Origin of the sequence: Actinoplanes campanulatus, from assembly GCF_014647795.1 — a bacterium.
Lineage (GTDB): Bacteria > Actinomycetota > Actinomycetes > Mycobacteriales > Micromonosporaceae > Actinoplanes > Actinoplanes campanulatus.
Genome location: NZ_BMPW01000034.1, coordinates 1 through 25392, shown reverse-complemented (window position 1 = coordinate 25392; position 25392 = coordinate 1). Strand labels below are relative to the sequence as shown.

The following is a 25392-nucleotide window of genomic DNA, read 5'->3' as shown; positions in this document are numbered from 1 at the left end:
CTTGACCGAGCCGACGAAGACCACGGTCCACGTGCTGCGGCACGGCGAGGTCTACAACCCCACCAAGATCCTGTACGGGCGCCTGCCCGACTTCCACCTCTCCGAGCTGGGCCACCAGATGGCGAAGGCGGCCGCCGAGGTGCTGTCCGGCCGGGACATCACGCACGTGGTGTCCAGCCCGCTGGAGCGTGCGCAGGAGACCGCGGCCCCGTTCGCCGCCGAGTTCAAACTGGACATCGCCACCGACGTGCGGCTGATCGAGAGCGCGAACTACTTCGAGGGCAAGAAGGTCTCGGTCGGCGACGGCGCGTTCAGCAACCCGCGGCACTGGTGGGTGCTGCGTGACCCGATCACCCCGTCCTGGGGCGAGGCGTACCTGGTGATCGCGCAGCGGATGTTCGCGGCGGTCCAGGCTGCCCGGGTCGCGGCCGAGGGCCACGAGGCGGTCTGCGTCTCGCACCAGCTGCCCGTCTGGACGCTCCGGCGGTACGTCGAGGGCAAGCGCCTCTGGCACGATCCGAGGCGCCGGGAGTGCGGTCTGGCCAGCCTGACCTCGTTCCGGTTCGAGGGGTCCAAGGTGGTCGGCATCGACTACTCGGAGCCCGCCGCACACCTGGTCGCCATGTCCGCGACGGCCAAGACAGCCAAGGGAGCCTGACCGTGCGCCGCCTCGCCGTCGCCGCCCTCACCGCGGTCACCGCCGCCGGAGCCCTGAGCGGCTGCGGCGGCGAGGGGAACTGGGCGACGAAATGCACCACCACGAACATGGTGGTGGAGTGCGCCGCGGCGGAGCGGCCGCTGGTCTCCGGCGTGACCGGGGAGCTGCTGGACGGCGCCGCCTACGACCTGGCGGCGGACCGCGGCAAGGTGGTCGTGGTCAACTTCTGGGGCTCCTGGTGCGCGCCGTGCCGGGCCGAGGCGGACGACCTGGAGAAGACCTACCAGGCGACCAAGGACTCCAACGTCACCTTCCTCGGCGTCAACACCCGCGACGACCGGGACTCGGCGAAGGCGTTCGAGCGCGGGTACAAGGTCACCTACGGCAGTGTGTACGACTTCGAGGGCCGGGTCGGGCTCAAGTTCGACGTGACCCAGAGCGCGGTGCCGAGCACCCTGATCCTGGACCGGCAGGGCCGGATCGCGGCCGCCATCCGGCGCTCGACCACCAACGGTGAGTTGCAGCCGCTGGTGGAGCGGATCGCGGCGGAGGCGGCCGGCTGATGGGTGAGGTCTTCAAGGGCGCGGTCATGGACGGGCCGCTGCTGCTCGCGATCGGCGCGGCGCTCATCGCCGGACTGGTGAGCATCCTCTCGCCGTGCGTGTTGCCGCTGCTCCCAGGCTACCTCTCGTACGTCACCGGGTTGGCCGGTTCCGATCTGGAGGCGCCCACCGGCCGGGCGAAGGGCCGGATCCTCGCCGGGACCGGGCTCTTCGTGCTCGGCTTCTCGATCGTCTTCACGCTCGGCACGCTGGCCACGACCGCCAGCTTCACGATGATCACCCACCGGGACACGCTGAACCTCGTCCTCGGGATCCTCGTCATCGTGCTGGGCCTGGGCTATCTCGGCGTGATCCCGGGCTTCCAGCGGGAGGCCCGGATCAACCGGCTGCCGGCCGCCGGGCTGCTGGGCGCCCCGGTCTTCGGCGCGATCTTCGCGCTGTCCTGGATCCCGTGCGTCGGCCCGACCCTGGGCGGCGTGATGGTGCTGGCCACCACGACCGGGCAGGCCGACCGCGCGGTGCTCCTGGCGATCACCTTCAGCCTCGGGCTGGGCATCCCGTTCATCCTGTTCGGGCTCTTCTTCCGCCGGCTGCTCGGCGTGTTCAAGGCGATCCGCCGCAACAGCCGATGGGTCACCCGGGTCGGTGGGGTGCTGCTCATCCTGGTCGGGGTGGCGCTCGTCTCCGGCCAGTGGGAGTACTTCCTCACCTGGCTGATGACCAGCGTCAACGTCGGTGAGGGGACGCTGCTGTGACAGTCGTCGAGGACCGTCCCGCCACCGCCGGCGCGCCGCCGCCGGGCCGGGGCAACCCGCTGTGGGCCCTGCTGCGCAACTCCTGGCGCCAGCTCACCAGCATGCGTACGGCGTTGATCCTGCTCTTCCTGCTGGCGGTGGCCGCGGTCCCGGGCTCGATCTTCCCGCAGCGCTCGGTGAGCCGGGAGAACGTCGCCGAGTACTTCGCCGCCCATCCGAAGCTGGCTCCGGCGATCGACCGGCTCTTCGCCTTCGACGTCTACGCGTCACCCTGGTTCGCGGCGATCTACCTGCTGCTCTTCACGTCGCTCATCGGGTGCGTGCTGCCCCGGCTGCGCGACCACGTCCGGGCGCTCAGGACCGTACCCCCGGATGCTCCGAAGCGGTTGGACCGGCTGCCGCAGCATGCCCCCGGAGCGGAACGCCCGGAGGAGCCCGCGGCCGTGGCCGCGGAGATCGCGAAGACGCTGCGCCGGCGGCGCTGGCGGACCCGGCTGCGGGAGACGTCCGACGGCTGGACCGTCGCGGCCGAGAAGGGCTATCTCAAGGAGACCGGCAACCTGCTCTTCCACTTCGCCATGCTGGCGGTGCTGGTCGGCGTCGGGTTCGGGCACTGGTACGGCTGGCACGCGAACCGCCTCCTGGTGGAGGGTGCCGACCAGGGTTTCTGCAGCGCTGTCACGCAGTTCGACGAGTCGGTCCTCGGCCCCCGGGTGGACGCCTCGGACCTGCCCGACTTCTGCGTGCGGATGACCGATTTCGAATCCACCTTCCAGTCCAGCGGGGTGCCGAAGTCGTTCGAGGCCACGGTCGAGGTGAGCGAGAACGGCGGCGACTACCGCCCGGACCGGTTCACCGTCAACGACCCGCTGCGGCTCGACGGCGCCAACATCAACCTGATCGGCCAGGGCTACGCGCCGGTGCTGCGCTACACCGACCGGTACGGCGCCTCGCAGACCAAGGTCGTCCCGTTCCTGCCCGGCGACCTCAACATGACCAGCGAGGGGGTCGTCCAGTTCCCGGACGTCAACCTCGATCCGGCCACCGGTGAGCGGGACCCGAAACTCCAGATGGGCTTCGAGGGCGTCTTCCTGCCGACCGGCGGCACCGACGGCAGCGCGACCTCGAAGTTCCCGGCGGCGGACAACCCGGTGCTCTACATCGCGGCCTACCGCGGCGACCTGGGACTGGACGTCGGCAAGCCGAGCTCGGTCTACGCGCTGAACCGTGAGCAGATCGCCGACGGCGACCTCAAGAAGATCAGTGGCGAGCGGCCGTACGTGCTGCGGCCCGGCGAGAAGTGGACCCTCGACGACGGCAGCACCCTCGAGTTCGCCGGGATCCGCCGGTTCGCCACGATCTCGATCCGGCACGACCCGACCCAGTTCCTCATGCTGATCGGGGCGGTGCTGGGGCTGGCCGGGTTGATGCTGTCGCTGTTCACGCACCGCCGTAGGGTTTGGTTCCGGGTGGTGCCCGCCGAGAACGGCAGCGCGATCGAAGCCGGTGGCCTCCCACGTACCGACTATCCAGGTTTCGGCGATGAGTTCGCGGCGCTCACCCGGCACATCAAGGAAGGGACGCCCTGATGGCGGAGCTGTCCAATCAACTTATGGCGCTGACCGTGCTGGCCTACCTGGCCGCCATGGTCTGCTACGCCGGGGAGTACGCGTTCGGCCGGCGCAGCCACATCGGGCGGGCCGCTCTGGTGGGGGCCGGCGCTCCGGTTCCCGAATTGGAGAAGGCGCCGGAACGCGACCGGGGCGAGCTCGTCGGCCGGATCGGGGTGGCGCTCAACCTGATCGCCCTGGCCCTGCACCTGGCCACCACGGTCACCCGGGGCGTCGCCGCCGAGCGGATGCCCTGGGGAAACATGTACGAGTACATCCTCTCCACCGCGCTGATCGGCTCCGCGGTCTGGGCCGGTGTGCTGCTGCGCAAGCCGGCCGTCCGGCACCTGGGTCTGTTCGCCAGCCTCACCCTGGTGGTGCTGCTGGGCGCGGCCGCGCTGGTCGCCTACACCCCCGTCGGGCCGCTGGTCCCGGCGCTGAACTCGTACTGGTACGTCTTCCACGTCTCGACGATCATCATCTCGTCCGGCATCTTCCTGGTCGGCGTGGTCCCGGCCGCCATGTTCCTGATCAAGAACGGGTGGGACACCGGTAAGCGCGGCTTCCCCTACACGCTGGGCAAGCGCGTCGGTGATGCGGGCACGCTGGAGCGGCTCACCTTCCGTCTGCACGCCTTCGCCTTCCCGCTGTTCACGTTCGGGGCGCTGATCGCCGGGCCGCTGTGGGCCGAGGCGTCCTGGGGCCGCTACTGGGGCTGGGACCCCAAGGAGGTGTGGGCCTTCATCTCCTGGATCGTCTACGCCGCCTACCTGCACGCCCGGGCCACCCCGAGCGTCAAGCGGACCACCGCCACCTGGATCGCCGTCATCGGCTTCGTGACGATGCTGATGAACCTGTTCGGCGTGAACCTGTTCTTCGAGGGCCTGCACTCGTACGCCTAGGCGTCAGCAGTCCCCGGCGGTCCACGTGTCGTAGCGGGTCACCCAGTTCAGGCAGAACCCGCCGCGGGCGGCCGCCCCGGTCACGGTCGCGACGTCGTCGCGCCAGTACCGGGCCGGCCCGCCGCCGGCCGGGCGCAGCTGCACGTTGTCGACGGTCACCTTGGGCACGTCGATCTTGGTCTGGCGGGACGCGTCGACGTGCACCTCGACGTACTGCTCGATGTAGGCGGCCGGGCCGATCGGCAGCCGCTGCTCGGTGAGCAGGTTCCACCGGTCGTCCCACCACAGCCAGGCCCGCCACAGGCCGTTCTGGTCACTGTTCAGGTCCAGCCAGACCTGGTCGCCGGCCCGAACCGGGTACTGGTCGTAGAACTGCCACCGGTTGGTGTTCGTGTTGAACGTGTAGACCTGCTGGCGGCCGGGGGAGGCCCAGCCGGTCTCCGCCCAGCCCGCCTCCAGCCAGGAGATCCGGCCCCCACCGAGGTCCCGCTTCGCCATGAACCGGCCCACCACGAAGTCGTACGTGCGGGGCCGTACCGACCCGTCCACCACGGAGAAGCGCCCGGACACCCCACCCCACTCGCCGCCGGTGCCCGCGCCGAGATGGTGGTAGCCGCTCGGGGTGAACGCGGCCGGCGGAACCTTGTCCGACTCGGGCAGCGGCGCCCCGGCCCGGCACGCCCGTGGGCTGGCCACGTCCGCCGGACCGGTCGGCGGACGGGTGGGCGCCCGGCCCGGCGCGCACACGGGCAGGCGTCTGTCGGCCGACGAGATCGCCGGGGCGGCGACCGCGAGAGCCGCGGCCACACCGGTCAGCGCACACCATCGGGTCACGTTCCGGAGCCTCACGAAAGTCTCCAACGGGAGTCCCAGATCTCCAGTGACGGAGCCGGGTGCCAGACTGGGGACCATGGCGCCGCGTGGATTCCCCTATGCCGATCTGCAGAGCTTCATCGCCGCCTTGGAGGAGGCGGGTGAGCTGCGGCGGGTCACCGTGCCGGTGGATCCGACCCTGGAAATCAGCGAGATCGTGACCCGGACGGTCCGCGCCGGCGGTCCGGCGATCCTCTTCGAGCGGCCCACCCGGGGCGACATGCCGTTGGTGATCAACCTGTTCGGCACCGAGAAGCGGATGGCCATGGCCCTCGGCGTCGACCGGCTCGACGAGGTCGGCGAGCGGATCGGCGCGATCGCCAAGCCGGAGCTGCCGGTCGGCTGGTCCGGCATCCGCGAGGGCATCGGCAAGGTGCTCCAGCTCAAGTCGATGCCGCCGAAGAAGGTGAAGACCGCCCCCTGCCAGGAGGTCGTGCTCCGGGGCGACGAGGTCGACCTGAACCGGCTGCCCGGCCTCCAGGTGTGGCCCGGTGACGGCGGCATCTTCCACAACTTCGGGCTGACCCACACCAAGCACCCGGAGACCGGCAAGCGCAACCTCGGCCTCTACCGGCTCCAGCAGCATTCGAAGAACACGCTCGGCATGCACTGGCAGATCCACAAGGACTCGACCGCGCATCACGCGGTGGCGGAGCGGCTCGGCCAGCGACTTCCGGTCGCGGTCGCGATCGGTTGCGACCCCGTGGTGACGTACGCGGCGAGCGCCCCCCTGCCGGCCGACATCGACGAGTACCTGTTCGCCGGTTTCCTCCAGGGCGAACGGATCGAGATGGTCGACTGCGTGTCCGTCCCGTTGCAGGTGCCGGCCGAGGCGCAGATCGTGCTGGAGGGCTACCTGGAGCCCGGCGAGCGCCTCCCGGAGGGCCCGTTCGGCGACCACACCGGCTACTACACCCCGGTCGAGCCGTTCCCGGTGCTGCACATCGAGACGATGACCATGCGGAAGAAGCCGATCTACCACTCGATCATCACGTCCAAGCCGCCGCAGGAGGACCACGGCCTGGGCAAGGCCACCGAGCGGATCTTCCTGCCGCTTGCCAAGATCCTGATCCCGGACATCGTCGACTACGACATGCCGGCCTCCGGCGTCTTCCACAACTGCCTGATCGTCTCCATCCGCAAGCGCTACCCGAAGCACGCGCAGAAGGTGATGAGCGCGATCTGGGGCGCCCACCTGCTGTCGCTGGTCAAGCTGATCGTGGTGGTCGACGAGGACGTCGACGTGCACGACTACAACGAGGTCGCCTTCCGCGCCTTCGGCAACGTCGACTACGCCCGCGACCTGCTGCTCACCGAGGGCCCGGTGGACCACCTGGACCACTCCTCCTACCAGCAGTTCTGGGGCGGCAAGGCGGGTGTCGACGCCACCCGTAAGCTGCCGACCGAGGGTTACACCCGCGGCTGGCCGGAGGAGATGACGATGGCGCCCGAGGTGGTCAGCCTGGTCGACAAGCGGTGGAAGGAATACGGGCTGTGACGTCGCTGGAGGAGAAGCCCGGCAAGATAAAGGCCTTCCTGCGCCTGGTCATGATCGAGCACTCGATCTTCGCGCTGCCGTTCGCCTATCTGTCGTCGCTGGTCGCCATCGCATCCCTGGACGAGACGGTCGCCGGGCACTGGCTCGACCTGGTGCTGGTCACGATCGCGATGGTGTCCGGGCGGACCTTCGCCATGGCGGCCAACCGCATCCTGGACCGCAAGATCGACGCCCTCAATCCGCGTACGCAGAATCGCGAACTGGTCACCGGAGCCGTGAGCCTGCGGACGGCCTGGACCGGCGCCCTGATCTCGCTGGTCGTCCTGGTCGTCGCGGCCGGCCTGCTGAACCCGCTCTGCCTGGTCCTCTCCCCGCTCGCGGTCGTCCCGCTGGTGATCTACCCGTACGCCAAGCGGTTCACGAACTTCCCGCACTACGTGCTGGCGCTGGCCCAGGCGGTCGCCCCGGTCGGCGCCTGGCTGGCGATCACCGGCACGTTCAGCGGCTCGTGGCCGGCCTGGGTGCTCGGTGTCGCGGTCGGCCTCTGGATCGGTGGCTTCGACATCATCTACGCCTGCCAGGACGTCGAGGTGGACCGGAAGATCGGCGTGCACTCCACCCCGGCCCGGTTCGGTGTGCGGACCGCCCTGCACATCTCCACGGTCACCCACGTGCTCTGTTTCGCGCTGTTCGTCTGGTTCGGCCAGCTCGCCGGATTCAGTTGGGCCTGGTGGGCCGGCCTGCTGGTCACCGGCGCCGGCCTGGTCTACCAGCACGTCGTGGTGACCGAGAACGATCTCTCCAAGGTCAACCGGGCGTTCTTCACGGCGAACGGGTTCATCGCCATCGCCCTGTTCCTCTTCGCCCTGATCGATCTGTACGTGCTGTAACCCATCGGCCGGTGGCGTCCGTCTTACCCGCGTGAGCGATAGAGAGGCCGACTTCCGCGAGTTCGTCGGCGCGCGGATGGAGTCGTTACGGGGGCTCGCGTACCTCACCTGCGGTGACTGGCAGGTGGCCGAGGACGCGGTCCTGTCCGCCCTGGCCAAGCTGTACGCGAAATGGAACCGGGTGGAGAACCCGGACGCTTACGCGCGGACCGCCGTGGTGCGGGCGGCCATCGACGAGACCCGCCGCCCGTGGTGGCGGCGCGAACAGTCCCGCAGATCGTCACCCGGGGTCCGGCGCCGAACCTGCCGCAGCCGGCCGCGTCGGTCGGCCCGGCGCCGGCCCCGGAGTACCTGATCCCGTCCGTCGCCCGGTTCCGCGGCTATCGGACGGCCTCGTTCCGGGTAGGTGACCCGGGAAACTTCGGCCCCGGCTACACCGGCGCCGGGGTCGTTCCGAAAAAAGGCATGTCACCGACGATGTCGCTGGTGGCCTACGAGCCCGGCATCGACCCGCTGACCCGGCTGGGCCTGAAGCGGGCCGCCGACATGGACCCGATCAAGGGCCGGCCGGCGTTCACGGTCTCCGCGGCCGGGTTCCCCGGCGAGACCCTGGTCTGGGAGTACGCTGACAACGCGTTCGCGGTGCTCACGCCGGAACACCCGGGCGCGACACGCGCACAGGTCAGAGAGGTGGCCGAGGGCTTCGCCCTCGCCCCGGAGCAGCCGGTCAAACTCCCCTTCAAGGTCGGCCATGTGCCCGACGGGTTCTGGTTGCGGGCGGTCAGCCCGGACTCACCCAACGAGTTCGCCACGGCCACCTTCCTGCCGACCGCGTCGATGCGTTCCCCAGTGAGCCGCCGCTACGAGGGCATCGACGGGACCAGGGGAAACATCCAGATCGTGCTGCAGGGGCGGGACCCAGCCGGCGCGGCCAACTGTGGCTGCACCGGATATCGGGTGGTCGACGACGGTCACGAGGTGATCATCACCGGCTCGATCTCGAAGGCTGAGGCGCGGAAGATCCTCGACTCGATGGAGGTGTCCACCCCGGGCGACTACTCGACCTGGGTCCCGGTCACCGAAGCGGTCCCGGCGGAGTACCTGTACAAGGGCGAGTAGCACACTGGTGACATGCGCGAACCCTGGATCGTCGGCGTCTCCGGCGCCTCCGGCACCCCGTACGCCAAGGAGGTGCTCACCGCCCTGCTGGACGCCGGCGAATCCGTCGACCTGGTGGTCTCCCGGGCCGCCCGGCTGACTCTGCTGGACGAGACCGGCGCGACGGTCCGGGACGCGCACTGGAAGGACGACGTGGCCGCCTGGCTGGGCCGGGACCTCGGCGATCTGGCCTACTGGCCGGCCGGGGACCTGGCCGCCGGCCCGAGCAGCGGCTCCTACCCGGCCCGTGGGATGGTCGTGGTGCCGGCGAGCACCGCGGCCTGCGCGGGCATCGCCATCGGGCTCTCCAAGGACCTGCTCCAGCGCGCGGCCGAGGTGAATCTGAAAGAACGGCGCCGTACGGTGATCGTGCCCCGGGAGACTCCGGTCACCCGCAGTCATCTGGAGCATCTGATCGCCCTGCACGACGCCGGGGCGGTGGTGCTGCCGGCCAGCCCCGGCTTCTACGGCTCCGGGGCCGGCGCGACAGCACAGCAACTGATCGATTTCGTGGCCGGAAAAGTGCTCGACGCGCTGGGCGTACCCCACACGCTCTTCCGCAGATGGGCCGGCGATCTGGGTGAGGGACGCGCCTAGCGCAGGCCGTTGGGCGGCCCGTAGCCCGGCCCGGGATGGCTCGGGCCGTTGTTGCGGGGCTTGTTAGCGGCGTCGTCCTCGCGCATCTCCTCGATCACACCATCGCCTTCAAGGAGCGCACGCACTTCGGATTCACGGAATCGGCGGTGTCCACCCGGAGTACGGATACTGCCGATCCGTCCGGCGGCGGCCCAGCGCGTGACCGTTTTGGGGTCGACGCGGAACAACGCGGCCACCTCGCCCGGTGTCAGCAGACGATCTCCAGTGTCCACAACCCCCTCCTCGGTTTTCGGTTATCTGGAGCGGCCGGTGGTCACGGTGAGTGTCGGCGTGCTCGATCGGGACGTAAAGTCATTAGAGCACCGCCCCTGAACCAAGTCCGTGAAATGCGGAAAAAGCCCCGATTGCGACAGTGGTCATTATCCTGCCGTCCATTCGCCGCTACCGGGCGTGAAGGCCGGAGCGCCACCCGATTAGGGTTTCTCCCATGGACTCCATCGACCTCCGGCTGATCGACCTGCTACGAGAGAACGCCCGCTCGTCGTACGCCGAGCTCGCCCGCAAGGTCGGCCTCTCCGCCCCCGCCGTGCACGAGCGAGTCGGTAAGCTCGAGACCGCCGGGACCATCCGCGGTTACCGGGCCGACATCGACCACGAGGCGATCGGGCTCGGTGTGACCGCGCTGATCGGCATCATCGAGGACTCGGGCGCCGACACCGACGACGTCCTCGCCGCGGTCCGCGCCATGCCCGAGGTGGAGAGCTGCTATTTCATGGCCGGCGTGGAGTCCTACCAGCTCATCGTGCGGGTCGGCACGATCGCCGAACTGGAGCAGCTGATCGTGCGGATCAACCGGACCCCGGGCGTCGCATCGACCCGGACCGCGATTGCTCTCTCCACCAAGTGGGAGAACCGTCCTCAGCCGGGCCTCGGGTAATGGAGATCACCGACTTTGGGCGCTGCGAGCGGGTCAACCGCGACTGGGCACGTGAGGCCATCGGTCAGGTCGAGGCCGACGCCAACCGGTCCGCCGACACCCACCTGCTGCCCTTCCCACTTCCCGCGGCCTGGGGCATCGACCTTTACCTCAAGGACGAGTCGTCGCACCCCACCGGTTCACTGAAGCATCGCCTGGCACGATCGCTTTTCCTGTATGCGCTCTGCAATGGCTGGATCGGGCCGAGCACGACCATCGTGGAAGCGTCGTCCGGATCGACCGCGGTGAGCGAGGCCTATTTCGCGCGAATGCTCGGCCTGCCGTTCATCGCCGTGATGCCGGCCGCCACCTCGCCGGAGAAGATCTCACTGATCGAGTTCCAGGGCGGCCGATGCCACCTGGTGAGTGATCCGACCCAGGTGGTCGCCGAGGCGCGGCGGCTCGCGGCCGAGCTGGACGGGCACTTCATGGACCAGTTCACGTACGCCGAGCGGGCCACCGACTGGCGCGGCAACAACAACATCGCCGAGTCGATCTACGCCCAGCTGGAGCGTGAACGGCACCCGGTCCCGGCCTGGATCGTGGTCGGCGCCGGCACCGGCGGCACCAGTGCCACCATCGGCCGGTACGCCCGCTACCGCCGCCTCGACACCAAGGTCTGCGTTGTCGACCCCGAGGGGTCGGCGTTCTGGCAGGCTTATCTCGCCGGTGACTGGAGTGTCGTGACCGGCCGCGGCTCCCGCATCGAGGGGATCGGCCGCCCCCGGGTGGAGGCGTCCTTCCTGCCCTCGGTGGTGGACCGGATGATCCACGTCCCGGACGCCGCTTCCCTGGCCGCGATGCGTGCCGGCTCGGCTGTGCTGGGCCGGCGGGTCGGCGGCTCGACCGGCACCAACCTGTGGGGCGCGTTCCGGCTCATCGCCGAGATGCTGGCGTCCGGGCGTACCGGATCGGTGGTGACGCTCATCTGCGACGGTGGCGAACGCTACGCCGACACCTATTACTCCGACGCCTGGGTGGGCGCCCAGGAACTGGACCTTTCGTCGTACTCCGGGGTGATCCGCCGATTCCTTGACGATGGTGGATGGCCCGGGTGACGTGCGCTGAAGAGGCGTGATTAGATCCTCGTCCATGGGGGATGGAAGAAACTCACGTCTCGGGGCCGTGCTGCTCGTGGCCCTGGTGGCGGTGGCGTCGGCCGGCATCGTGCTGTGGCCGACCGGCGACGGCGACACGGCCGTCGCGGCCCGCCGCGTGACGATCGAGCCGAAGGCCCCGCCCACCCCGCTCGAGCAGGTCGAGGCGCTGCTCGAAGCTCAGGTCGACGCGTTGGTGAAGGGCGACGAGAAGGGCTGGCTCGCCCCGGTCGACACCAAGTTGCAGCAGCGCTACCGGGCCATCTTCCGCAACCTGCGAGCGCTCGAGATCTCCTACACCAAACTGACCATCGAGCAACTGCCGCCGACGGCCGGCTGGATGAACGTCGGCTTCCAGCTCGACTACTGCTTCAGCACCCAGCTCTGCCGCGACGGCGGTGGCAACCCGAACGTCGGCTACAAACTCACCTGGAAGCCCCGCGGCGGCTCCTACGTGATCACCGGGATGGCCGGCTCCGGCAAGGAGAACTACCTCCAGCCGGCGCCGTGGGAGTACACCCAGCTCGCCTTCGCGACCGGCCGGCGGGTCATCGTGGCCGCGCCGCCGGCCCAGCGTAAACACCTGAACCGGGTGCTCCAGGTCGCCGAGAAGGCCGCCGCCGTCGCCGACCGGTACGCCGGATACACCGGTAACCCGCAGGCCCGCTACCGGGTCTACCTGGCCGACAACAAGTCGTGGAACAGCTGGTACGGCGGGAAATACCCGGCCTGGTCGGTGGCGTACCAGCTGCCGCTCGGCCGGGTCGGCGGCGACGTGGTGGTCCGGATCAGCGAGATGCCGTCCTCGAACAAGGAGCTCACCACGATCATCCAGCACGAGCTGGCCCACGTGGTGACCCGCGCCTCGTCCACCAACTACGACGAGGAGAAGGACCTCTGGCTGATCGAGGGCATCGCCGAGTACATCGGCTTCCTGCCCGCCAAGCCCGGGGCCACCTACAACAAGGACCTGCTGAGCTACTCCTTCGGCCAGCGCGGCGACCTGAAGACGGTCGTCGTGAAGCCTCTCACCGCCAAGTCGGACGACCTCACCGTCGCCACGCTCTACGCCACCGGGCACTTCGCGGCCGGCTGCATGGCCGCCAAGTACGGCGACAAGAAGCTGCTCGACTTCGTCGACCGGGTGGTTCAGCTCGGCGAGGAGCTCGACCCGGCCTCCCGGGCCGCCTTCGGCACGCCCTTCAAGAACGTCGACAAGGCCTGCGTCAGCTGGATCAAGCAGCGAACCTGATCCGCCGCGCCAGCCCCGGGTAGTCCTCGACGAAGCCGTCGTCGTCACAGGTCAGGTCGGCGCTGAACGTCTCACTGGCGAACCGGATCCGCCGGTCGCCCAGCGACGTGTAGATCTGGTCCGCCTGCACCACCTCCAGGCTGGGCACCAGCACCCAGGCCACGCTGAGCCGGTGCGACACGCCCGCATCCGCCCGCAGCAGACCGAGCCGGCGGATCGGCAGCGTGTTGAACAGCGGGGAGCCGCCCAGATCGGCGTCGAAGGCGCCGTAGAGCAGATCCGGGTCCTCACAGCCGGGCTGCCCGGCGCGGGCGTGCCCGTTCGCCACCAGCGCCGCGTCGAGGTCACCCTGCTCGGAGGCGGTCACCCGCCAGCGTCCCGCCGCCAGCTCCAGGCGCACGGTCCGCGCCCAGCCGGCGCCCTCCGCGCGCGCGTCCAGCCGGCTCGTCGCCCCGTCCGGCCCGGTCTGCACCTCATAACGGCAGGAATAGGGCACCGGCGCGGCGGCCAGGATCGTCCCCTGCACATACCGATCCACATCCAGCATGGCGTGCTCGGCGCCGGGCACGTCCTTGCGCTCCCAGAACAGGGCGATAGGCAACGGCATGCCGGTAACCTACCTTTTTCTCCCTGCCGCGGCGCGCTTTCCTTTTCTTGTACGGGCTGCGCCGCCCCCGCCGAATCCTTCCCGTCCCGCCGGTTCACGCGATCACGTGCCACTCGAGCCTGTGCCGCGCCCGCCGGGCTTAGATCGGTGGTCGGGCTGGCTGGAGAACCGATCTAAGCCCGGCGGGCGCGTCGCGGGCCTGACCCGGCAGATGGTCGCGGGGTGCCACGGGACGGCCAGGATTCGGCGGGGGCGGCGCAGCCCGTACAAGAAGGGGAGAAGCGGGGGAGGGAAGCGGAGGCCGCGGCAGACGTCAGAAAGGGCGAAGCCCCGGCGCGTAGGCGGCCGGGGCTTCGTGGTGCTTCAGTTGATCAGTGGCTGCGAGCCGGGCGGGAGGAGCCGAAACGGTTCGGGCCCTCGCGGCGGTCGGTGCGCTGGCCGTCGCGGCGCTGACCCGACGGGCGGTCGCCGAAGCGGTCGCCGGCCGGCCGGTCGCCGAAGGAGCGCTGCGGGCGGTCGCCGAACGAGCGGTCGCCCTGGGGACGGTCACCGTAGGAGCGGTCACCCTGGGGGCGGTCGCCGTAGGAGCGCTGCGGACGGTCACCGTAGGAGCGGTCACCCTGGGGGCGGTCGCCGTAGGAGCGCTGCGGACGGTCACCGTAAGAGCGGTCACCCTGGGAGCGGTCGCCCTGGGGCCGGTCGCCGAACGAACGCTGCGGGCGGTCGCCGAAGTTGCGCTCGTTGCGGTCGCCGAACGAACGCTGCGGGCGGTCGCCGTAGGAACGCTGCGGGCGGTCGCCACGGGGACGGTCGCCGAAGCGGCCACGGGAACCGCCGGAACGCTCGCGACGGGGCTCCGGCTCCTCGATCACCGGGACGCCGCTCGGCTCACGGGCGCCGGTGACCTCGGCCAGCTTCTCGTCGCCCAGGCGGACCCGGAACTCGCCCGGCGAGACACCGGCCTTCGACAACATCGCCTGGGTGCTGCGCCGCTGCTTCGGCAGAACCAGCGTGACGACCGCGCCCGACTCGCCGGCCCGCGCGGTGCGGCCGGCCCGGTGCAGGTAGTCCTTCGGGTCCTTCGGCGGGTCCACGTGCATGACCAGCGAGATGCCGTCGACGTGGATGCCACGGGCCGCCACGTCCGTCGCGACCAGGACGTTCGTCCGGCCTTCCTTGAACTCGGCGAGCGTCCGGGTGCGGACGCGCTGGGTCTTGCCACCGTGCAGGGCGCCGGCCCGGACACCGACCGCGGCCAGCTGCTCGACCAGCCGGTCCACGCCCATCTGGGTGCGGGCGAAGACGATGGTCTTGCCGTCCCGGTTCGCGATCCACGAGGTGATCGGGAACTTCTCGGCCGGCGGGATCAGCAGCAGGTGGTGCTCCATGGTGGAGACGCTGGCCTCGGCCGGGGCGGTCGAGTGCGTCACCGGGTCGTGCATGAACCGCTGCACCAGGGTGTCGACGTCACCGTCCAGAGTGGCCGAGAAGAGCAGGCGCTGCGCCGACTCGGGGGTCTTCGCCAGCAGCTCGGTGACCTCGGGCAGGAAGCCCATGTCGGCCATCTGGTCGGCCTCGTCCAGCACGGTGATCTCGACGTCGTCGAGCTTGCAGGCGCCCCGCTCGATCAGGTCGGCGAGACGGCCCGGGGTGGCGACGATCACCTCGACGCCGCGGCGCAGGGCGTCCATCTGACGGTCGTACGGCACGCCGCCGACCGCGGTCTTCAGGAAGACACCCACCGCCCGGCCCACCGGCATGAGCGAGTCGGCGACCTGCATGGCCAGCTCACGGGTCGGCACCAGGATCAGGGCCTTCGGGTAGTGCGGGCGGGCGCGGCCGCCCTTCGCCGTGCGAGCGAGGACCGGCAGGCCGAACGCCAGCGTCTTGCCGGAACCGGTCTGGCCACGGCCGAGCACGTCACGGCCGGCCAGCGCGTCCGGAACGGTCGCGGCCTGAATCTCGAACGGGGTGGTGATGCCCTCACGGTTGAGGACTCGAACGATTTCGGACGGGAGCCCCAGGTCGGCGAAGCTACGCACGTCACTTTCGGTGACCGGCTGCTCGACGGGCTCGCTGTCGGGGGTCGTGCTCTCGAGGACGGACGGGAACGTGCTGGGATCAGCGAAAGTGGTCAAGAGAACCTCTCTACGGGGGCGCATGCTCGCGAATGGCCCGCCGCGGCCCCTGATCGGAAACCGCCCGCTGAAATGCCCGCAAGAACGCCCGTGGCGTGCACCGGGTGGGCACGCCGCGTCAACAACTAACAGTCAGTGTACGGGTGAACGTCGAAACATCCGACCGCATTCCGGCCGGGTAGTGGGCCGGCTCACCCCGAAGCGCAAACCTCGCCAGCTTAGGCGGCCGGGCCCCGAGCGGCAAAACGCCGGGGCCTCGCGCTTCTGTCGGACTCGCGTCAGTTGCTCACGCGGTGACGTGATGTTGGCTACTTGCCCGTCAGATTGCCGACGAAGTCGGTGAAGGCGTCACCGGCGGTGAAGATGAACACCAGGCTCACGGTCACCAGCAGGCCGAGGACGGCGAGCATGGCGATGACCACCTTGAGGTTGCTGCGGCGCTGGTCGACCGGGGCGTCGTACCAGCCCTGGGCCAGGATGTGCCCGGTCAGCGAACCGGAGTTCTCCACCGGGTCGGAGACCGGCATGGTCATGTCGATGGCCGGGTAGCCGCCGGTGCTGTAGACCGTGCCGGCCTGCCCACGCGGTTGCGGCTCGTCGCCCGAGGTCGGGCTGACCGGGGTGGTCGGCGGGTTGCCGTAGGTGGTCGGGTACGGCGTTCCGGTGTGGACCGGCTGGGTCATCTCGATGTTCTCCGGCGACGACGGGAAACCCCGGTACGGCGTTCCGCGCGGGGTGCCGTACGAGGTCGGTGGCAGGCCTGCCGGAGCGTCACTGGGCGGCAGGGTGTAGCTGGGCAGACCGTTCCCGATCACCGGGGGCGGCGGCACCGGGCCCGGGATCGGACCCGGGCCGGGACCCGGCGGCACCGGGCTCGGGCCGGGACCCGGCGGCACCGGGCTCGGGCCTGGACCGGGCGGGGTCGGGCTCGGCGGCACGGGGGTGGGTGGGACCGGGCCGGGCGGGACGGGGCTCGGTGGCGGCGGGACCGGCGGGACCGGGCCGGGTGCGGGCGCCGGGGTCGGCACCGGGAACGGTGTCGGTGGCTTCTCCGGCTCGATCGGTGCCGGTTCGGCCGGTTTCGGCGGCCCGGGGCGGGGCACCGGCCTCGGCTGCGACGGCTCGGGTTCGTCCGGGTCGGCAGGCTTCTCCGGTTCGGGCTTCTCCGGTTCCGGCTTTTTCTCCGGTTCGTCCGGTCCGTCCGGCTCGGGCTTCGCCGGGTCGGAGGGCTTGGGATCCGCCGGGTCGGCGGGCTCGGGCTCGGCGGGCTCTTCGAGCGAGGCGATCGAGCCGTAGACCTTCGGTTGTGCCGTGGCGCGAGCGGAAGCGGGCACCTCGTCGGCGGCCGGCTTGACGGATCCGGGCACGGCGGCGCGTGCGGTCCCGCTGCTGGGAGCGGCCGAGACGGGTTTGGCCGAGACGACCGCGGGGGCGGCCGAGACCGGCTTGGCGGAGCCGACCGCGGGGGCGGCTGCGGGCGCGGCCGGGGCGGGCTTGGCCGCATCGGCGGCGGGCGCTGCCGGGGCTGCGGAGACCGGGACCGACGCGGACGCCTTGACGGCCGGAGCGGCCGGGGTGTCGGAGACGGGAGCCGCACTGTCCGAGGCGGCCCACAGGGCACCCGGCGCCGGCGGGGGTGGTGGAGCAAACCCCTCGGCGTCGTTAGCGGGCGGCGGCGCAGCGGGCGGCGTCCCGATTTCGCCGTCCTTGGTCGCCTGCTGCTCGTCCATGGAAATCCTCCCGAACCGACCACCGCTGCCGACGGTTTCGGACGTCGGGCGCTGACCTTAACCGTGCCACATCAGCCGGTGTGAACACACCCGGCATCAGCGGCACCCACTCCGGGACGGTTGTCCGATCGACGGATGGGCCGTTTTCCGGGCGTACTACTGGATTTTCGCCGGCGCGACTGGCTCAGCCGCTGGACGAAGCGGACGGGGAGGCGGATTTCGAATCGGACGTGGCGGCGGTCTTCGACGCTGACGTCACGGACGCGGAGCCGGCCGACGACGTCGTCGCGGCGGCCGAGGACGACGAAGCGCTTCCGCCCGGGGTCGGCGTGGTCACCGGGATCGTGCTGTCGGACGGCTTGGGGGTGGGACTCGCCGACGGGCTGGCCGACGGCGACGGCGAGGTGGACGTCGACGGCGACGTCGACGGCGACGTCGAGGGGGACGTCGAACTGGACGAGCTCGGTTTCGGCGTCTTGCTGCTCGACGGGCTGCTCGACGGGCTGGTCGGCGGCTTGCTGGTGGTCGAACTCGGGCTCGGCGACGAGGTGGCCGGCTCGTCCGGGTCGGGAGCGCCGAGGTCCGGCGTCTCGGTGTCACCCTCGATCGACCCGTACACCCGGGTCGCCGCGAACAGGCGGCTCCACCGGACCGGGGTGAGACGGACGTTCAGGCCGGTCCGCGGGGCCTCGACCATCATGCCCTCGCCCGCATACATGGCGACGTGGTGAATGCCCGTCCAGCTGCTGGAGGAGCTGAAGAAGAGCAGGTCGCCGGGGAGCAGCGAGTAGCGGGAGACCACCCGGTCGCGGGTCTGGTAGTACTGATCGCGGGAGACCCGGACGAGCGGGTAGCCGGTGGAGCGGTAGGCCGCGTACATCAGGCCGGAGCAGTCGTACCGGTCCGGGCCCTCCTCGGACCACACATACGGATCGCCGCGCTGGGCCAGCGCGAACTCGAGCGCCTTCACCGCGCGGGGGTCGGCGTCGCGGCCCTCCTGGGAACCGGCCAGGTACTCGGCGCCGAGCTGCTGGTCAGCCGCGTTCGCCGTGCTCTCGGCGGCGCTGATCTCGGCGCGGTGCTCGTCTTCATACTTCTTCTGGGCCGCCTGTTTGCGGCCGAGCTGCGTGTTCAGAGCGGTCCACTGCGCGGTGAGGCTGCTGTGCCGGTTGTTGGCGAGCAGGTGCTCCTCGGTGGCGGTCTTCACCGCGGCCTCGGCGGCGGCCAGGCGTGAGGCGGCCGCCTCGTACGACGTGGCGTCACCAAGCTGCATGCGGGACAGCGCGTCGAGGTCGAGCAGACCGGAGTCGAGGGCGCCGGGCGGCAGGGCGGCGGCCTCCTGCATGGTGGCGGCGGCGGCCTCGGCGGCAATCGTCTTCGCCTGGGCGGCGGCCTGCTGGGTCTCGGTGACCCGCTGTGCCGCGGCGGTGAGGTGGGTCTGGGCGAGGTCGCGATCCTGGCCGAGCCGGATGAGCTGGTCGCCGAGGGCGGCGATCTCGGCGCGGCCCTTCTCCACCTTCTGAATGACCGGGCTGGCGACGACTCCGGGCGTGATGAGCGAAGGGGTGGTCGGGGTGGGGCTGGCGGTCTGCGTGCCGGGGAGGACGAGCGAGGCGAGCTGCGGGGGGCGTGCCCCGGCGTCCGGCACCGAGGTGGAGCCGGTCACCGAGACCGGATCGGCCATCGCCGGGATCGGCTGGAAGAGCGCTGCGATCGCGGCCGCGACCGCGGCTGAGCACACGACAGGTCGAAAGCGGGACCGCACGAAGCGCATGCGATTCGGCGATCCGTGCCGCAATGCCTTGGACATCAGCTCCCCGTCCGCGTCGGTGGACGACCGCCGCTTGTCGTTCCTACTGGTTCATACCGCAAGCCGCGCACCCATGTCGATCCAATGAAGGTGAAAGCATGCTGAGAATTATTCGACTCAACGGTGCCGCGGGCCACTCGAGTGACGGGACGTACCCTCGACCGCATGGATGCGGGGTTGAAGCGTGAGCTGGAAGCGAAGGTCTACGCCGGTGAGCGGCTGAGCCGCGAGGACGGTGTCGCGCTCTATGAATGCGACGATCTCGCCTGGCTCGGCCGCCTGGCGCACCACAGGCGCACCGAGCTGAACGGTGACCGGGTGATGTTCAACGTCAACCGGCACCTCAACCTCACCAACGTCTGCTCGGCCAGCTGCGCGTACTGCTCCTTCCAACGCAAGCCGGGCGAGAAGGACGCGTACACGATGCGCATCGACGAGGCCGTCCGTAAGGCCAAGGAGATGGAGGACGAGCAGCTCACCGAGCTGCACATCGTCAACGGCCTGCACCCCACCCTTCCCTGGCGGTACTACCCGAAGGTACTGCGTGAGCTGAAGGCCGCGCTGCCGAACGTGAAGCTCAAGTGCTTCACCGCGACCGAGGTGCAGTGGTTCGAGAAGATCAGTGGGCTGTCGGCCGGCGAGATCCTGGACGAGCTGATGGACGCCGGCCTGGAGTCGCTGACCGGTGGCGGCGCCGAGATCTTCGACTGGGAGGTCCGGCAGCACATCGTCGACCACGCGTGCCACTGGGAGGACTGGTCCCGGATCCACCGGCTGGCCCACGAGAGGGGCATGAAGACGCCCGCCACCATGCTGTACGGGCACATCGAGGAACCGCGGCACCGGGTCGACCACGTGATGCGGCTGCGCGAGCTCCAGGACGAGACCGGTGGGTTCGCGGTCTTCATCCCGCTGCGCTACCAGCACGACTTCCACGACTCGGCGGACGGCAAGGTCCGTAACCGGATCCAGGAGCGCACCACGATGGCGGCGCCGGCCGAGTCGCTCAAGACGTTCGCGGTGTCCCGGCTGATGTTCGACAACGTGCCGCACGTGAAGTGCTTCTGGGTCATGCACGGTCTCTCGGTGGCCCAGTTGTCGCTCAACTTCGGCGCCGACGATTTGGACGGCTCGGTGGTGGAGTACAAGATCACCCACGACGCCGACTCGTACGGCACGCCGCACACCATGCACCGCGAGGACCTGCTCGATCTGATCTGGGACGCCGGATTCCAGCCGGTCGAGCGGGACACTCGTTATCAGGTGGTACGCGAGTACGAGAAGGCGCCGAAGCTGGCCGAGCGCCGCAGTGAGCCCCAGAAGATCTGGGCCTGACCCCCTACGGACGGTGACGTTGATGACCCAGCTGAAGAAGGACGCGACCGGCCGCCTGGCGACGATCGGTGACCTGCTGGGTTCCGCCTTCGCCGGGCTGGCCGCCGGCGCCGCCGTACTGTTGATATTCGAGGCGGTGATGGCGCTGACCGGCCTCGGTGAGTTCGGTGAGTCGAACGGCTGGCTCGCGCTGATCCTTCCCGTCTGGCTTTTCGTCGAGGAGTTCCGGGCCGAGGGCTTCGGCGCACACCGGATCATGGTGAGTGGCCTGGCCGCCGGCTTCGGTGTCGCGGCCGGGATGACCGTGGCCGGTGTGGTGTCCGAGGTCGCTCCGCCCTTGGTCAGCGGCGGCTCCGGCGCCCTGACCGGTACGGTCGTGTACTGCCTGGTCTGGTTCTACGGCCTCCGGTGGCTCAGTCACCGGTCCGGCTGAGGGGGATATCGCATGAAGCCCGCCGTCAAGTACACGCTCGGCCGCCTCGGACTGTTCGTGGCCGCCTTCGCCGTGCTGTTCCTCCTGACGCCGTTGAACGTCCTGGTCTGCGCCATGGTGGCGTTCGTCGCCTCGGCGGCTCTCTCGTTCATCCTGCTGCGCCGGTGGCGTGACGAGATGGCCGAGCAGCTCGGCGAGATGGCGGCCCGCCGCACCGCGGAGAAGGACCGGCTGCGCTCGGCGCTCGCCGGTGACGAGGACGCGGCCGCCGCGGGGGACCGGGTGGCTGCCGCCGACGTCGTGGAGCACGGCAAGAACTCCTGAGCCGGCATCTGATCGATGCCGGCCCCTTGACTTCGGGTAAGTCGAGTTATGTAGAGTTTCTGTCATGCCGAGGACACCGCATGCCTCGCCGCAGACCCTGCGGCTCTTCGGGGCGCTGATGAAGGACCCGTCCACCTGGCGTTACGGCTACGACCTGAGCCGGGAGACCGGCCTGGCGTCCGGGACGCTCTACCCGATCCTGATGCGCCTCACCGAGCAGGCGCTGCTGGAGGCCGGCTGGGAGCCCTCCGACCAGCCGGGCCGCCCGCCCCGGCACACCTACCGGCTGACCGGCGACGGGGTGGCGCTGGCCCGGGTCCGGCTGGCCGACGCGGCGGCCAAGGTCGCGGCCCGCCGGGGCACCAGCCTGGCGATCGTGAGGCCGGCATGAGGCGGATGCTGTACCGGCTCTTGAAGCTCGCGGTCACGGGCAAGCCGTGGGGTGAAGCGGTGCTGGCCGAGTTCGATCAGACGACCGGGACCTGGGCGGCGCTGCGCTGGACGGCCGGCGGCCTGTGGGTGGCGGTGCGGGAGCGGCCGGTCGCCTACGGGGGCGCGCTGGCCGCCGTGCTGCTCGCCGTGACCACGTCGTTCTCCTTCTCGGTCTGGTTCGTGCCGAGCAACGCCATGACTCCGACCCTCGCCGTCACGAGCCGCCACCTGGTCGACCGGATCGGCTACCGGGTGACCGGCATCGACCACGGCGACATCGTCGCTCTCCCGATCCCGGATGCGCCCGGGCACGAGACCCTGCTCCGGGTCATCGGCCTGCCCGGTGACCGCATCGAGTGCCGGGACGGGCGGGTGCTGCGGGGCGGCACGGCGCTCGACGAGCCGTACCTGTCGTTCGAGTCCCAGGTGGTCGGCACCGAGTGCGCTCCGGTCACCGTCCCGGACGGCGCCGTCTACGTGCTCGGTGACAGCCGCCCGGTGGCCCAGGACTCCCGCCACTGGGGCCTGATCAGCGCGGACGATGTGACCGGAAGGCTCGTCATGTGATGCCGTTGAGGCTGCGGGACGGCCGTGGGTTAGCGTTTCAGGGACCGCGCCGCAGCGAAGCCGGTGTGAAACCGGCGCTGTCCCGCAACTGTGATCCCTCTTCGGAGGTCTAGCCAGGTCGCCTGGGCGTCGGTCGCGATTCAGCGCTCCCGGGGAGGGGCGCCTCGCGGGCGGCGGCCAGCGTGGCCCCTGTCGGCGAAGCACCACCTGACCGGCCGACAGGAGGACCGATGAAACGCCTGCTCACAGCTGCCATAGCGGCCACCGCACTGTTCCTCACCGGATGTGCGGGCGACGAACCCACGCCCGCCACCGCGTCCAGCTCCGCCGCCGGGGCGTACCCCGTCACGGTCGGTGCCGTGACCCTGGCCGCCCCGCCCGCGAAGATCGTGTCGCTGAGCCCGACGGCCACCGAGATGCTCTACGCGATCGGCGCCGGGTCGCAGGTCACCGCGGTCGACGACCAGTCCACCTACCCGGCCGACGCGCCGAAGACCGACCTGTCCGGTTTCAAGCCGAACGCCGAGGCGATCGCGGCCAAGGACCCGGACCTCGTGGTGCTGTCCAACGACTCCGACGGCATCGTGGCCCAGCTCGGCAAACTGTCGATCCCGGCGTTCGTGTCACCGGCCGCCGCCACCCTCGACGACACCTACCGGGAGATCACCGAGCTCGGCGCGCTCACCGGTCACCCGGCCGAGGCGAAGGCGCTGAACGAGCGGATGGCCGCGGACATCGACAAGATCGTCAAGTCGGTGCCGGCCCGGAGCAAGCCGCTCAGCTACTACTACGAACTGGGCCCGGACCTGTACTCGGCCACCTCGAAGACCTTCATCGGCTCGGTCTTCAACCTCTTCGGGATGGCCAACGTGGCCGACGCCGCCGACCCGGACGGCAAGCTCGGCGGCTACCCGCAGCTCGCCCAGGAGTCGCTGGTCCAGGCGAACCCGGACACGATCTTCCTGGCCGACTCCAAGTGCTGCCAGCAGTCCCCGGAGACGGTGAAGGCGCGGCCCGGCTGGTCGTCGATCGCCGCGGTCGGCAAGGGGCAGATCTACGCCCTCGACGACGACATCGCCTCGCGCTGGGGTCCCCGTACCGTCGATCTGGTCAAGGCCGTCGGGGACGCGGTGAGCAAGGTTCCCCAATGAGCGAGCTTGCGAGCGAATCATCGGCTCAGTCTTGAACTCATGGCGACGCCGGAGCGCAGCGGAGCCGGCGCCATGAGCTTGCGCCGGCCTGCCGGGCTGCGCCCGGCGTGGCTGGCGGCCGGGGTGCTCACGCTGCTGTGCGCGATGGTCCTGGCGCTGGCCTTCGGGTCGGTCCGGCTGCCGCCCGGCGGCGTCGCGGTGGAGATGCTCAATCTCCTTCCGGGGGTACGCCTGGACAGCGGCCTGACCGACCGTGAGGTCGCGATCCTCACCCAGCTCCGGCTGCCCCGCGTGGTGCTGGGCGCGCTGGTCGGCTCGATGCTGGCCCTGGCCGGCGCCGCCTACCAGGGCGCCTTCCGCAACCCGCTGGCCGATCCGCACCTGCTCGGGGTGGCGGCCGGCGCCGGTCTCGGGGTGACCGCGGTGATCGTCCTGCGGGCCACCGGCGAGGTCACCGAACTGCCGATCGGGGCGCCGATGGCGGCGTTCGTGGGCGCGGTCGGCGCGGTGGCCCTCACCTGGCTGCTCGGCGCGGCCGGGGGCCGGGACCGGTCGCCCGCCACCCTGATCCTGGCCGGGGTCGCGGTGTCGGCGTTCCTGTCCGCGGCGCAGACCTACCTGCTGCAACGAAACGTCGAGTCGGTCCGTGAGGTGTTCTCCTGGACGCTCGGCCGGCTGTCCACCGCGGGCTGGCACGAGGTGCGGGTGATCCTGCCCTACGTGCTGGTGACCGCCGTGATCGTGCTGACCCAGCGCCGCGAGCTGGACGTGCTGACCGTCGGCGACGCCGAGGCGACCAGCCTGGGCCTACACCCGCAGCGGTCCCGCTACCTGCTGATCATCGCGGCCTCGCTGGGCACCGCCGCCGCGGTCAGCGCCTCCGGGCTGATCGGCTTCGTCGGGATCATCGTGCCGCACACGCTGCGACTCATGGCCGGCCCGAGTTACCGGGCGCTGCTGCCGCTGTCGCTGCTGTTCGGGGCAGCCTTCCTGGTCCTCGCCGACCTGGTCGCCCGGACCGCGGGCGGAGACGCGGAGATCCCGATCGGAGTGGTCACGGCGTTTCTCGGCGCGCCCTTCTTCGTGCTGGTGCTGCGGACGAACCGGGCGGTGCCGTCATGAGCGAGCTTGCGAGTGAATCATCGGGCTCAGTTTTGAACTCATGGCGCCGCCGGAGCGAAGCGGAGGTGGCGCCATGAGCGCGATCGAGGTCGAAGGACTTACGGTACGGCTGGACGGGACCCTCATCGTCGACGGTGTGGACCTGGACGTGGCCGAGGGCGAGTGGGTCACCGTCATCGGGCCGAACGGGGCCGGCAAGTCCACCGCGCTGCGGGCCATCGGCGGGCTGCTGGCGTTCGGCGGGACGGTCCGGTGGCACGGCGTCCCGGCCGACCGCCTGTCCCGGCGCGAACGGGCCAAGGCGGTGGCCACGGTGCTCCAGTCGCCGGTGGTGCCGCCGGCCATGCGGGTGTTCGACTACGTGCTGCTCGGGCGTACCCCGTTCATCCCGCCGCTGGGCCGGGAGTCGGCGATGGACCTGGCCGCGGTGGAGGAGGTCCTGGTCGCGCTGGACCTGGAGTCCTTCGCCGGGCGGCGTCTCGAGACCCTTTCCGGCGGGGAGCGGCAGCGGGTCTTCCTGGCCCGGGCGCTCGCCCAGGGCGCCGGGATCCTGCTGCTGGACGAGCCGACCAGTGCCCTGGACATCGGCCACCAGCAGGAGGTGCTGGAGCTGGTGGACCGGCTGCGCGCCGAGCGGGGCCTGACCGTCCTCGCCACCATGCACGACCTGACCACCGCCGGCGAGTACGCCGACCGGATGTTCCTGCTGGCCGCCGGCCGGGTGGCCGCGTCCGGCACGCCCGCCGAGGTGCTGACCGAACCGCACCTGGCCGAGCACTACCGGGTCAAGGTCCGGATCATCGAAGGGGACCGGGGACCGCTCGTGGTGGCCGTCCGCGGCTGATCTTGCACAACCCGACGGCAACCGAGGGGCCCCCGTCGCGCACTCCGGCGTTTCCTCAAGTTCCCGAACT

At 70.4% G+C, this 25392-nt stretch carries 27 protein-coding genes and 1 riboswitch; of the genes, 21 read left to right on the top strand and 6 right to left on the bottom strand.

Features of this window, described 5'->3' with window-relative positions; translation table 11 throughout:
- Window position 1 precedes the first annotated feature (1 nt).
- Genes IEZ13_RS41900 through ccsB form a run of 5 tightly spaced genes read left to right on the top strand, consistent with a single transcriptional unit; the run spans window position 2 to window position 4488 of the window.
- Complete coding sequence (locus IEZ13_RS41900) at window positions 2-658, top strand: histidine phosphatase family protein (protein WP_183225957.1); 657 nt, start codon at window positions 2-4, stop codon at window positions 656-658.
- A complete protein-coding gene (locus tag IEZ13_RS41895; protein WP_183226008.1) occupies window positions 655-1221 on the top strand; it encodes a TlpA family protein disulfide reductase in 567 nt (188 codons plus the stop codon). Before IEZ13_RS41900 ends, IEZ13_RS41895 begins: the two co-directional genes overlap by 4 nt.
- Complete coding sequence (locus IEZ13_RS41890) at window positions 1221-1976, top strand: cytochrome c biogenesis CcdA family protein (RefSeq protein WP_183225956.1); 756 nt, start codon at window positions 1221-1223, stop codon at window positions 1974-1976. The genes IEZ13_RS41895 and IEZ13_RS41890 overlap by 1 nt, the downstream gene beginning before the upstream one ends.
- The gene (gene resB / locus IEZ13_RS41885; RefSeq protein ID WP_183225955.1) at window positions 1973-3565 is read left to right on the top strand and encodes a cytochrome c biogenesis protein ResB; all 1593 of its coding nucleotides are present in this window, start codon (window positions 1973-1975) and stop codon (window positions 3563-3565) included. Before IEZ13_RS41890 ends, resB begins: the two co-directional genes overlap by 4 nt.
- A complete protein-coding gene (gene ccsB, locus IEZ13_RS41880) occupies window positions 3565-4488 on the top strand; it encodes a c-type cytochrome biogenesis protein CcsB (protein WP_183225954.1) in 924 nt (307 codons plus the stop codon). The genes resB and ccsB overlap by 1 nt, the downstream gene beginning before the upstream one ends.
- Window positions 4489-4491: 3 nt before the next feature.
- Here ccsB and IEZ13_RS41875 read toward each other — a convergent pair whose 3' ends face one another.
- Window positions 4492-5322 (bottom strand): hypothetical protein, encoded by an 831-nt coding sequence (locus IEZ13_RS41875; protein ID WP_229795705.1) that lies wholly within the window; start codon window positions 5320-5322, stop codon window positions 4492-4494.
- A gap of 76 nt (window positions 5323-5398) precedes the next feature.
- Between IEZ13_RS41875 and IEZ13_RS41870 the strand changes: the two genes are divergently transcribed.
- From IEZ13_RS41870 to IEZ13_RS41850, 5 genes are all read left to right on the top strand, one after another.
- Window positions 5399-6859, top strand: a complete 1461-nt coding sequence (locus IEZ13_RS41870) for a menaquinone biosynthesis decarboxylase (RefSeq protein WP_183225953.1) — start codon at window positions 5399-5401, stop codon at window positions 6857-6859.
- A complete protein-coding gene (gene mqnP, locus IEZ13_RS41865) occupies window positions 6847-7749 on the top strand; it encodes a menaquinone biosynthesis prenyltransferase MqnP (RefSeq protein ID WP_183226006.1) in 903 nt (300 codons plus the stop codon). The genes IEZ13_RS41870 and mqnP overlap by 13 nt, the downstream gene beginning before the upstream one ends.
- 31 nt (window positions 7750-7780) lie before the next feature.
- The gene (locus tag IEZ13_RS48050; protein WP_372441918.1) at window positions 7781-8104 is read left to right on the top strand and encodes a sigma factor; all 324 of its coding nucleotides are present in this window, start codon (window positions 7781-7783) and stop codon (window positions 8102-8104) included.
- Between the two features lie 110 nt (window positions 8105-8214).
- On the top strand, window positions 8215-8868 hold the full coding sequence (locus IEZ13_RS41855) for a hypothetical protein (protein WP_183225952.1): 654 nt from the start codon (window positions 8215-8217) through the stop codon (window positions 8866-8868).
- A gap of 12 nt (window positions 8869-8880) precedes the next feature.
- The gene (locus IEZ13_RS41850) at window positions 8881-9504 is read left to right on the top strand and encodes a UbiX family flavin prenyltransferase (RefSeq protein WP_183225951.1); all 624 of its coding nucleotides are present in this window, start codon (window positions 8881-8883) and stop codon (window positions 9502-9504) included.
- On the opposite strand, the gene IEZ13_RS41845 is transcribed toward IEZ13_RS41850, so the two are convergent.
- Window positions 9501-9776: a BldC family transcriptional regulator gene (locus IEZ13_RS41845; protein WP_183225950.1), complete on the bottom strand. Its 276-nt coding sequence runs from the start codon at window positions 9774-9776 to the stop codon at window positions 9501-9503. The genes IEZ13_RS41850 and IEZ13_RS41845 overlap by 4 nt on opposite strands.
- 215 nt (window positions 9777-9991) lie before the next feature.
- Here IEZ13_RS41845 and IEZ13_RS41840 point away from each other — a divergent pair, with 215 nt between their 5' ends.
- Genes IEZ13_RS41840 through IEZ13_RS41830 form a run of 3 tightly spaced genes read left to right on the top strand, consistent with a single transcriptional unit; the run spans window position 9992 to window position 12829 of the window.
- Window positions 9992-10441, top strand: coding sequence for an Lrp/AsnC family transcriptional regulator (locus tag IEZ13_RS41840; RefSeq protein WP_183225949.1), 450 nt, complete (start codon window positions 9992-9994; stop codon window positions 10439-10441).
- Window positions 10441-11538, top strand: a complete 1098-nt coding sequence (gene cds1 / locus IEZ13_RS41835) for an L-cysteine desulfhydrase Cds1 (protein ID WP_183225948.1) — start codon at window positions 10441-10443, stop codon at window positions 11536-11538. Before IEZ13_RS41840 ends, cds1 begins: the two co-directional genes overlap by 1 nt.
- 34 nt (window positions 11539-11572) lie before the next feature.
- Window positions 11573-12829: a gluzincin family metallopeptidase gene (locus IEZ13_RS41830; protein WP_183225947.1), complete on the top strand. Its 1257-nt coding sequence runs from the start codon at window positions 11573-11575 to the stop codon at window positions 12827-12829.
- Here the strand turns inward: IEZ13_RS41830 and IEZ13_RS41825 are convergent.
- From IEZ13_RS41825 to IEZ13_RS41810, 4 genes are all read right to left on the bottom strand, one after another.
- Window positions 12813-13436 carry a putative glycolipid-binding domain-containing protein gene (locus IEZ13_RS41825; protein WP_183225946.1) on the bottom strand — a complete coding sequence of 208 codons (624 nt, stop codon included), beginning with the start codon at window positions 13434-13436 and terminating at the stop codon, window positions 12813-12815. The two genes, IEZ13_RS41830 and IEZ13_RS41825, sit on opposite strands and share 17 nt — an antisense overlap.
- Before the next feature lie 371 nt (window positions 13437-13807).
- Window positions 13808-15574 carry a DEAD/DEAH box helicase gene (locus IEZ13_RS41820; protein ID WP_229795703.1) on the bottom strand — a complete coding sequence of 589 codons (1767 nt, stop codon included), beginning with the start codon at window positions 15572-15574 and terminating at the stop codon, window positions 13808-13810.
- Between the two features lie 308 nt (window positions 15575-15882).
- Entirely contained in the window at window positions 15883-17304 is a 1422-nt protein-coding gene (locus tag IEZ13_RS41815) for a hypothetical protein (RefSeq protein WP_183225944.1), read from the bottom strand.
- A gap of 184 nt (window positions 17305-17488) precedes the next feature.
- A complete protein-coding gene (locus IEZ13_RS41810) occupies window positions 17489-19045 on the bottom strand; it encodes a C40 family peptidase (protein WP_229795702.1) in 1557 nt (518 codons plus the stop codon).
- Between the two features lie 234 nt (window positions 19046-19279).
- Between IEZ13_RS41810 and mqnE the strand changes: the two genes are divergently transcribed.
- From mqnE to IEZ13_RS41770, 8 genes are all read left to right on the top strand, one after another.
- A complete protein-coding gene (mqnE, locus tag IEZ13_RS41805; protein ID WP_183225942.1) occupies window positions 19280-20449 on the top strand; it encodes an aminofutalosine synthase MqnE in 1170 nt (389 codons plus the stop codon).
- 22 nt (window positions 20450-20471) lie between these two features.
- Window positions 20472-20882, top strand: a complete 411-nt coding sequence (locus IEZ13_RS41800) for a hypothetical protein (RefSeq protein ID WP_183225941.1) — start codon at window positions 20472-20474, stop codon at window positions 20880-20882.
- 12 nt (window positions 20883-20894) lie between these two features.
- Complete coding sequence (locus tag IEZ13_RS41795; protein WP_183225940.1) at window positions 20895-21206, top strand: DUF4229 domain-containing protein; 312 nt, start codon at window positions 20895-20897, stop codon at window positions 21204-21206.
- 64 nt (window positions 21207-21270) lie between these two features.
- Complete coding sequence (locus tag IEZ13_RS41790) at window positions 21271-21597, top strand: PadR family transcriptional regulator (RefSeq protein ID WP_183225939.1); 327 nt, start codon at window positions 21271-21273, stop codon at window positions 21595-21597.
- Window positions 21594-22205: a signal peptidase I gene (gene lepB / locus IEZ13_RS41785; RefSeq protein ID WP_183225938.1), complete on the top strand. Its 612-nt coding sequence runs from the start codon at window positions 21594-21596 to the stop codon at window positions 22203-22205. Before IEZ13_RS41790 ends, lepB begins: the two co-directional genes overlap by 4 nt.
- Window positions 22206-22264: 59 nt before the next feature.
- Window positions 22265-22323, top strand: a riboswitch (cobalamin riboswitch).
- 112 nt (window positions 22324-22435) lie between these two features.
- Window positions 22436-23356, top strand: a complete 921-nt coding sequence (locus IEZ13_RS41780; RefSeq protein ID WP_183225937.1) for an ABC transporter substrate-binding protein — start codon at window positions 22436-22438, stop codon at window positions 23354-23356.
- A 39-nt stretch (window positions 23357-23395) separates the two neighbouring features.
- Window positions 23396-24478 (top strand): FecCD family ABC transporter permease, encoded by a 1083-nt coding sequence (locus IEZ13_RS41775; protein ID WP_183225936.1) that lies wholly within the window; start codon window positions 23396-23398, stop codon window positions 24476-24478.
- A 73-nt stretch (window positions 24479-24551) separates the two neighbouring features.
- Entirely contained in the window at window positions 24552-25322 is a 771-nt protein-coding gene (locus tag IEZ13_RS41770) for an ABC transporter ATP-binding protein (protein ID WP_183225935.1), read from the top strand.
- Window positions 25323-25392 lie beyond the last annotated feature (70 nt).

Excerpts from the sequence above, each read along its gene's own strand:
- IEZ13_RS41890 (WP_183225956.1), top strand. The coding sequence starts at position 1,221 with ATGGGTGAGGTCTTCAAGGGCGCGGTCATGGACGGGCCGCTGCTGCTC.
- ccsB (WP_183225954.1), top strand. The coding sequence starts at position 3,565 with ATGGCGGAGCTGTCCAATCAACTTATGGCGCTGACCGTGCTGGCCTAC.
- IEZ13_RS41870 (WP_183225953.1), top strand. The coding sequence starts at position 5,399 with ATGGCGCCGCGTGGATTCCCCTATGCCGATCTGCAGAGCTTCATCGCC.
- IEZ13_RS41855 (WP_183225952.1), top strand. The coding sequence starts at position 8,215 with ATGTCACCGACGATGTCGCTGGTGGCCTACGAGCCCGGCATCGACCCG.
- IEZ13_RS41850 (WP_183225951.1), top strand. The coding sequence starts at position 8,881 with ATGCGCGAACCCTGGATCGTCGGCGTCTCCGGCGCCTCCGGCACCCCG.
- IEZ13_RS41840 (WP_183225949.1), top strand. The coding sequence starts at position 9,992 with ATGGACTCCATCGACCTCCGGCTGATCGACCTGCTACGAGAGAACGCC.
- cds1 (WP_183225948.1), top strand. The coding sequence starts at position 10,441 with ATGGAGATCACCGACTTTGGGCGCTGCGAGCGGGTCAACCGCGACTGG.
- IEZ13_RS41830 (WP_183225947.1), top strand. The coding sequence starts at position 11,573 with ATGGGGGATGGAAGAAACTCACGTCTCGGGGCCGTGCTGCTCGTGGCC.
- IEZ13_RS41825 (WP_183225946.1), bottom strand. The coding sequence starts at position 13,436 with ATGCCGTTGCCTATCGCCCTGTTCTGGGAGCGCAAGGACGTGCCCGGC.
- IEZ13_RS41815 (WP_183225944.1), bottom strand. The coding sequence starts at position 17,304 with ATGGACGAGCAGCAGGCGACCAAGGACGGCGAAATCGGGACGCCGCCC.
- mqnE (WP_183225942.1), top strand. The coding sequence starts at position 19,280 with ATGGATGCGGGGTTGAAGCGTGAGCTGGAAGCGAAGGTCTACGCCGGT.
- IEZ13_RS41800 (WP_183225941.1), top strand. The coding sequence starts at position 20,472 with ATGACCCAGCTGAAGAAGGACGCGACCGGCCGCCTGGCGACGATCGGT.
- IEZ13_RS41795 (WP_183225940.1), top strand. The coding sequence starts at position 20,895 with ATGAAGCCCGCCGTCAAGTACACGCTCGGCCGCCTCGGACTGTTCGTG.
- IEZ13_RS41790 (WP_183225939.1), top strand. The coding sequence starts at position 21,271 with ATGCCGAGGACACCGCATGCCTCGCCGCAGACCCTGCGGCTCTTCGGG.
- lepB (WP_183225938.1), top strand. The coding sequence starts at position 21,594 with ATGAGGCGGATGCTGTACCGGCTCTTGAAGCTCGCGGTCACGGGCAAG.
- IEZ13_RS41780 (WP_183225937.1), top strand. The coding sequence starts at position 22,436 with ATGAAACGCCTGCTCACAGCTGCCATAGCGGCCACCGCACTGTTCCTC.
- IEZ13_RS41775 (WP_183225936.1), top strand. The coding sequence starts at position 23,396 with ATGGCGACGCCGGAGCGCAGCGGAGCCGGCGCCATGAGCTTGCGCCGG.
- IEZ13_RS41770 (WP_183225935.1), top strand. The coding sequence starts at position 24,552 with ATGAGCGCGATCGAGGTCGAAGGACTTACGGTACGGCTGGACGGGACC.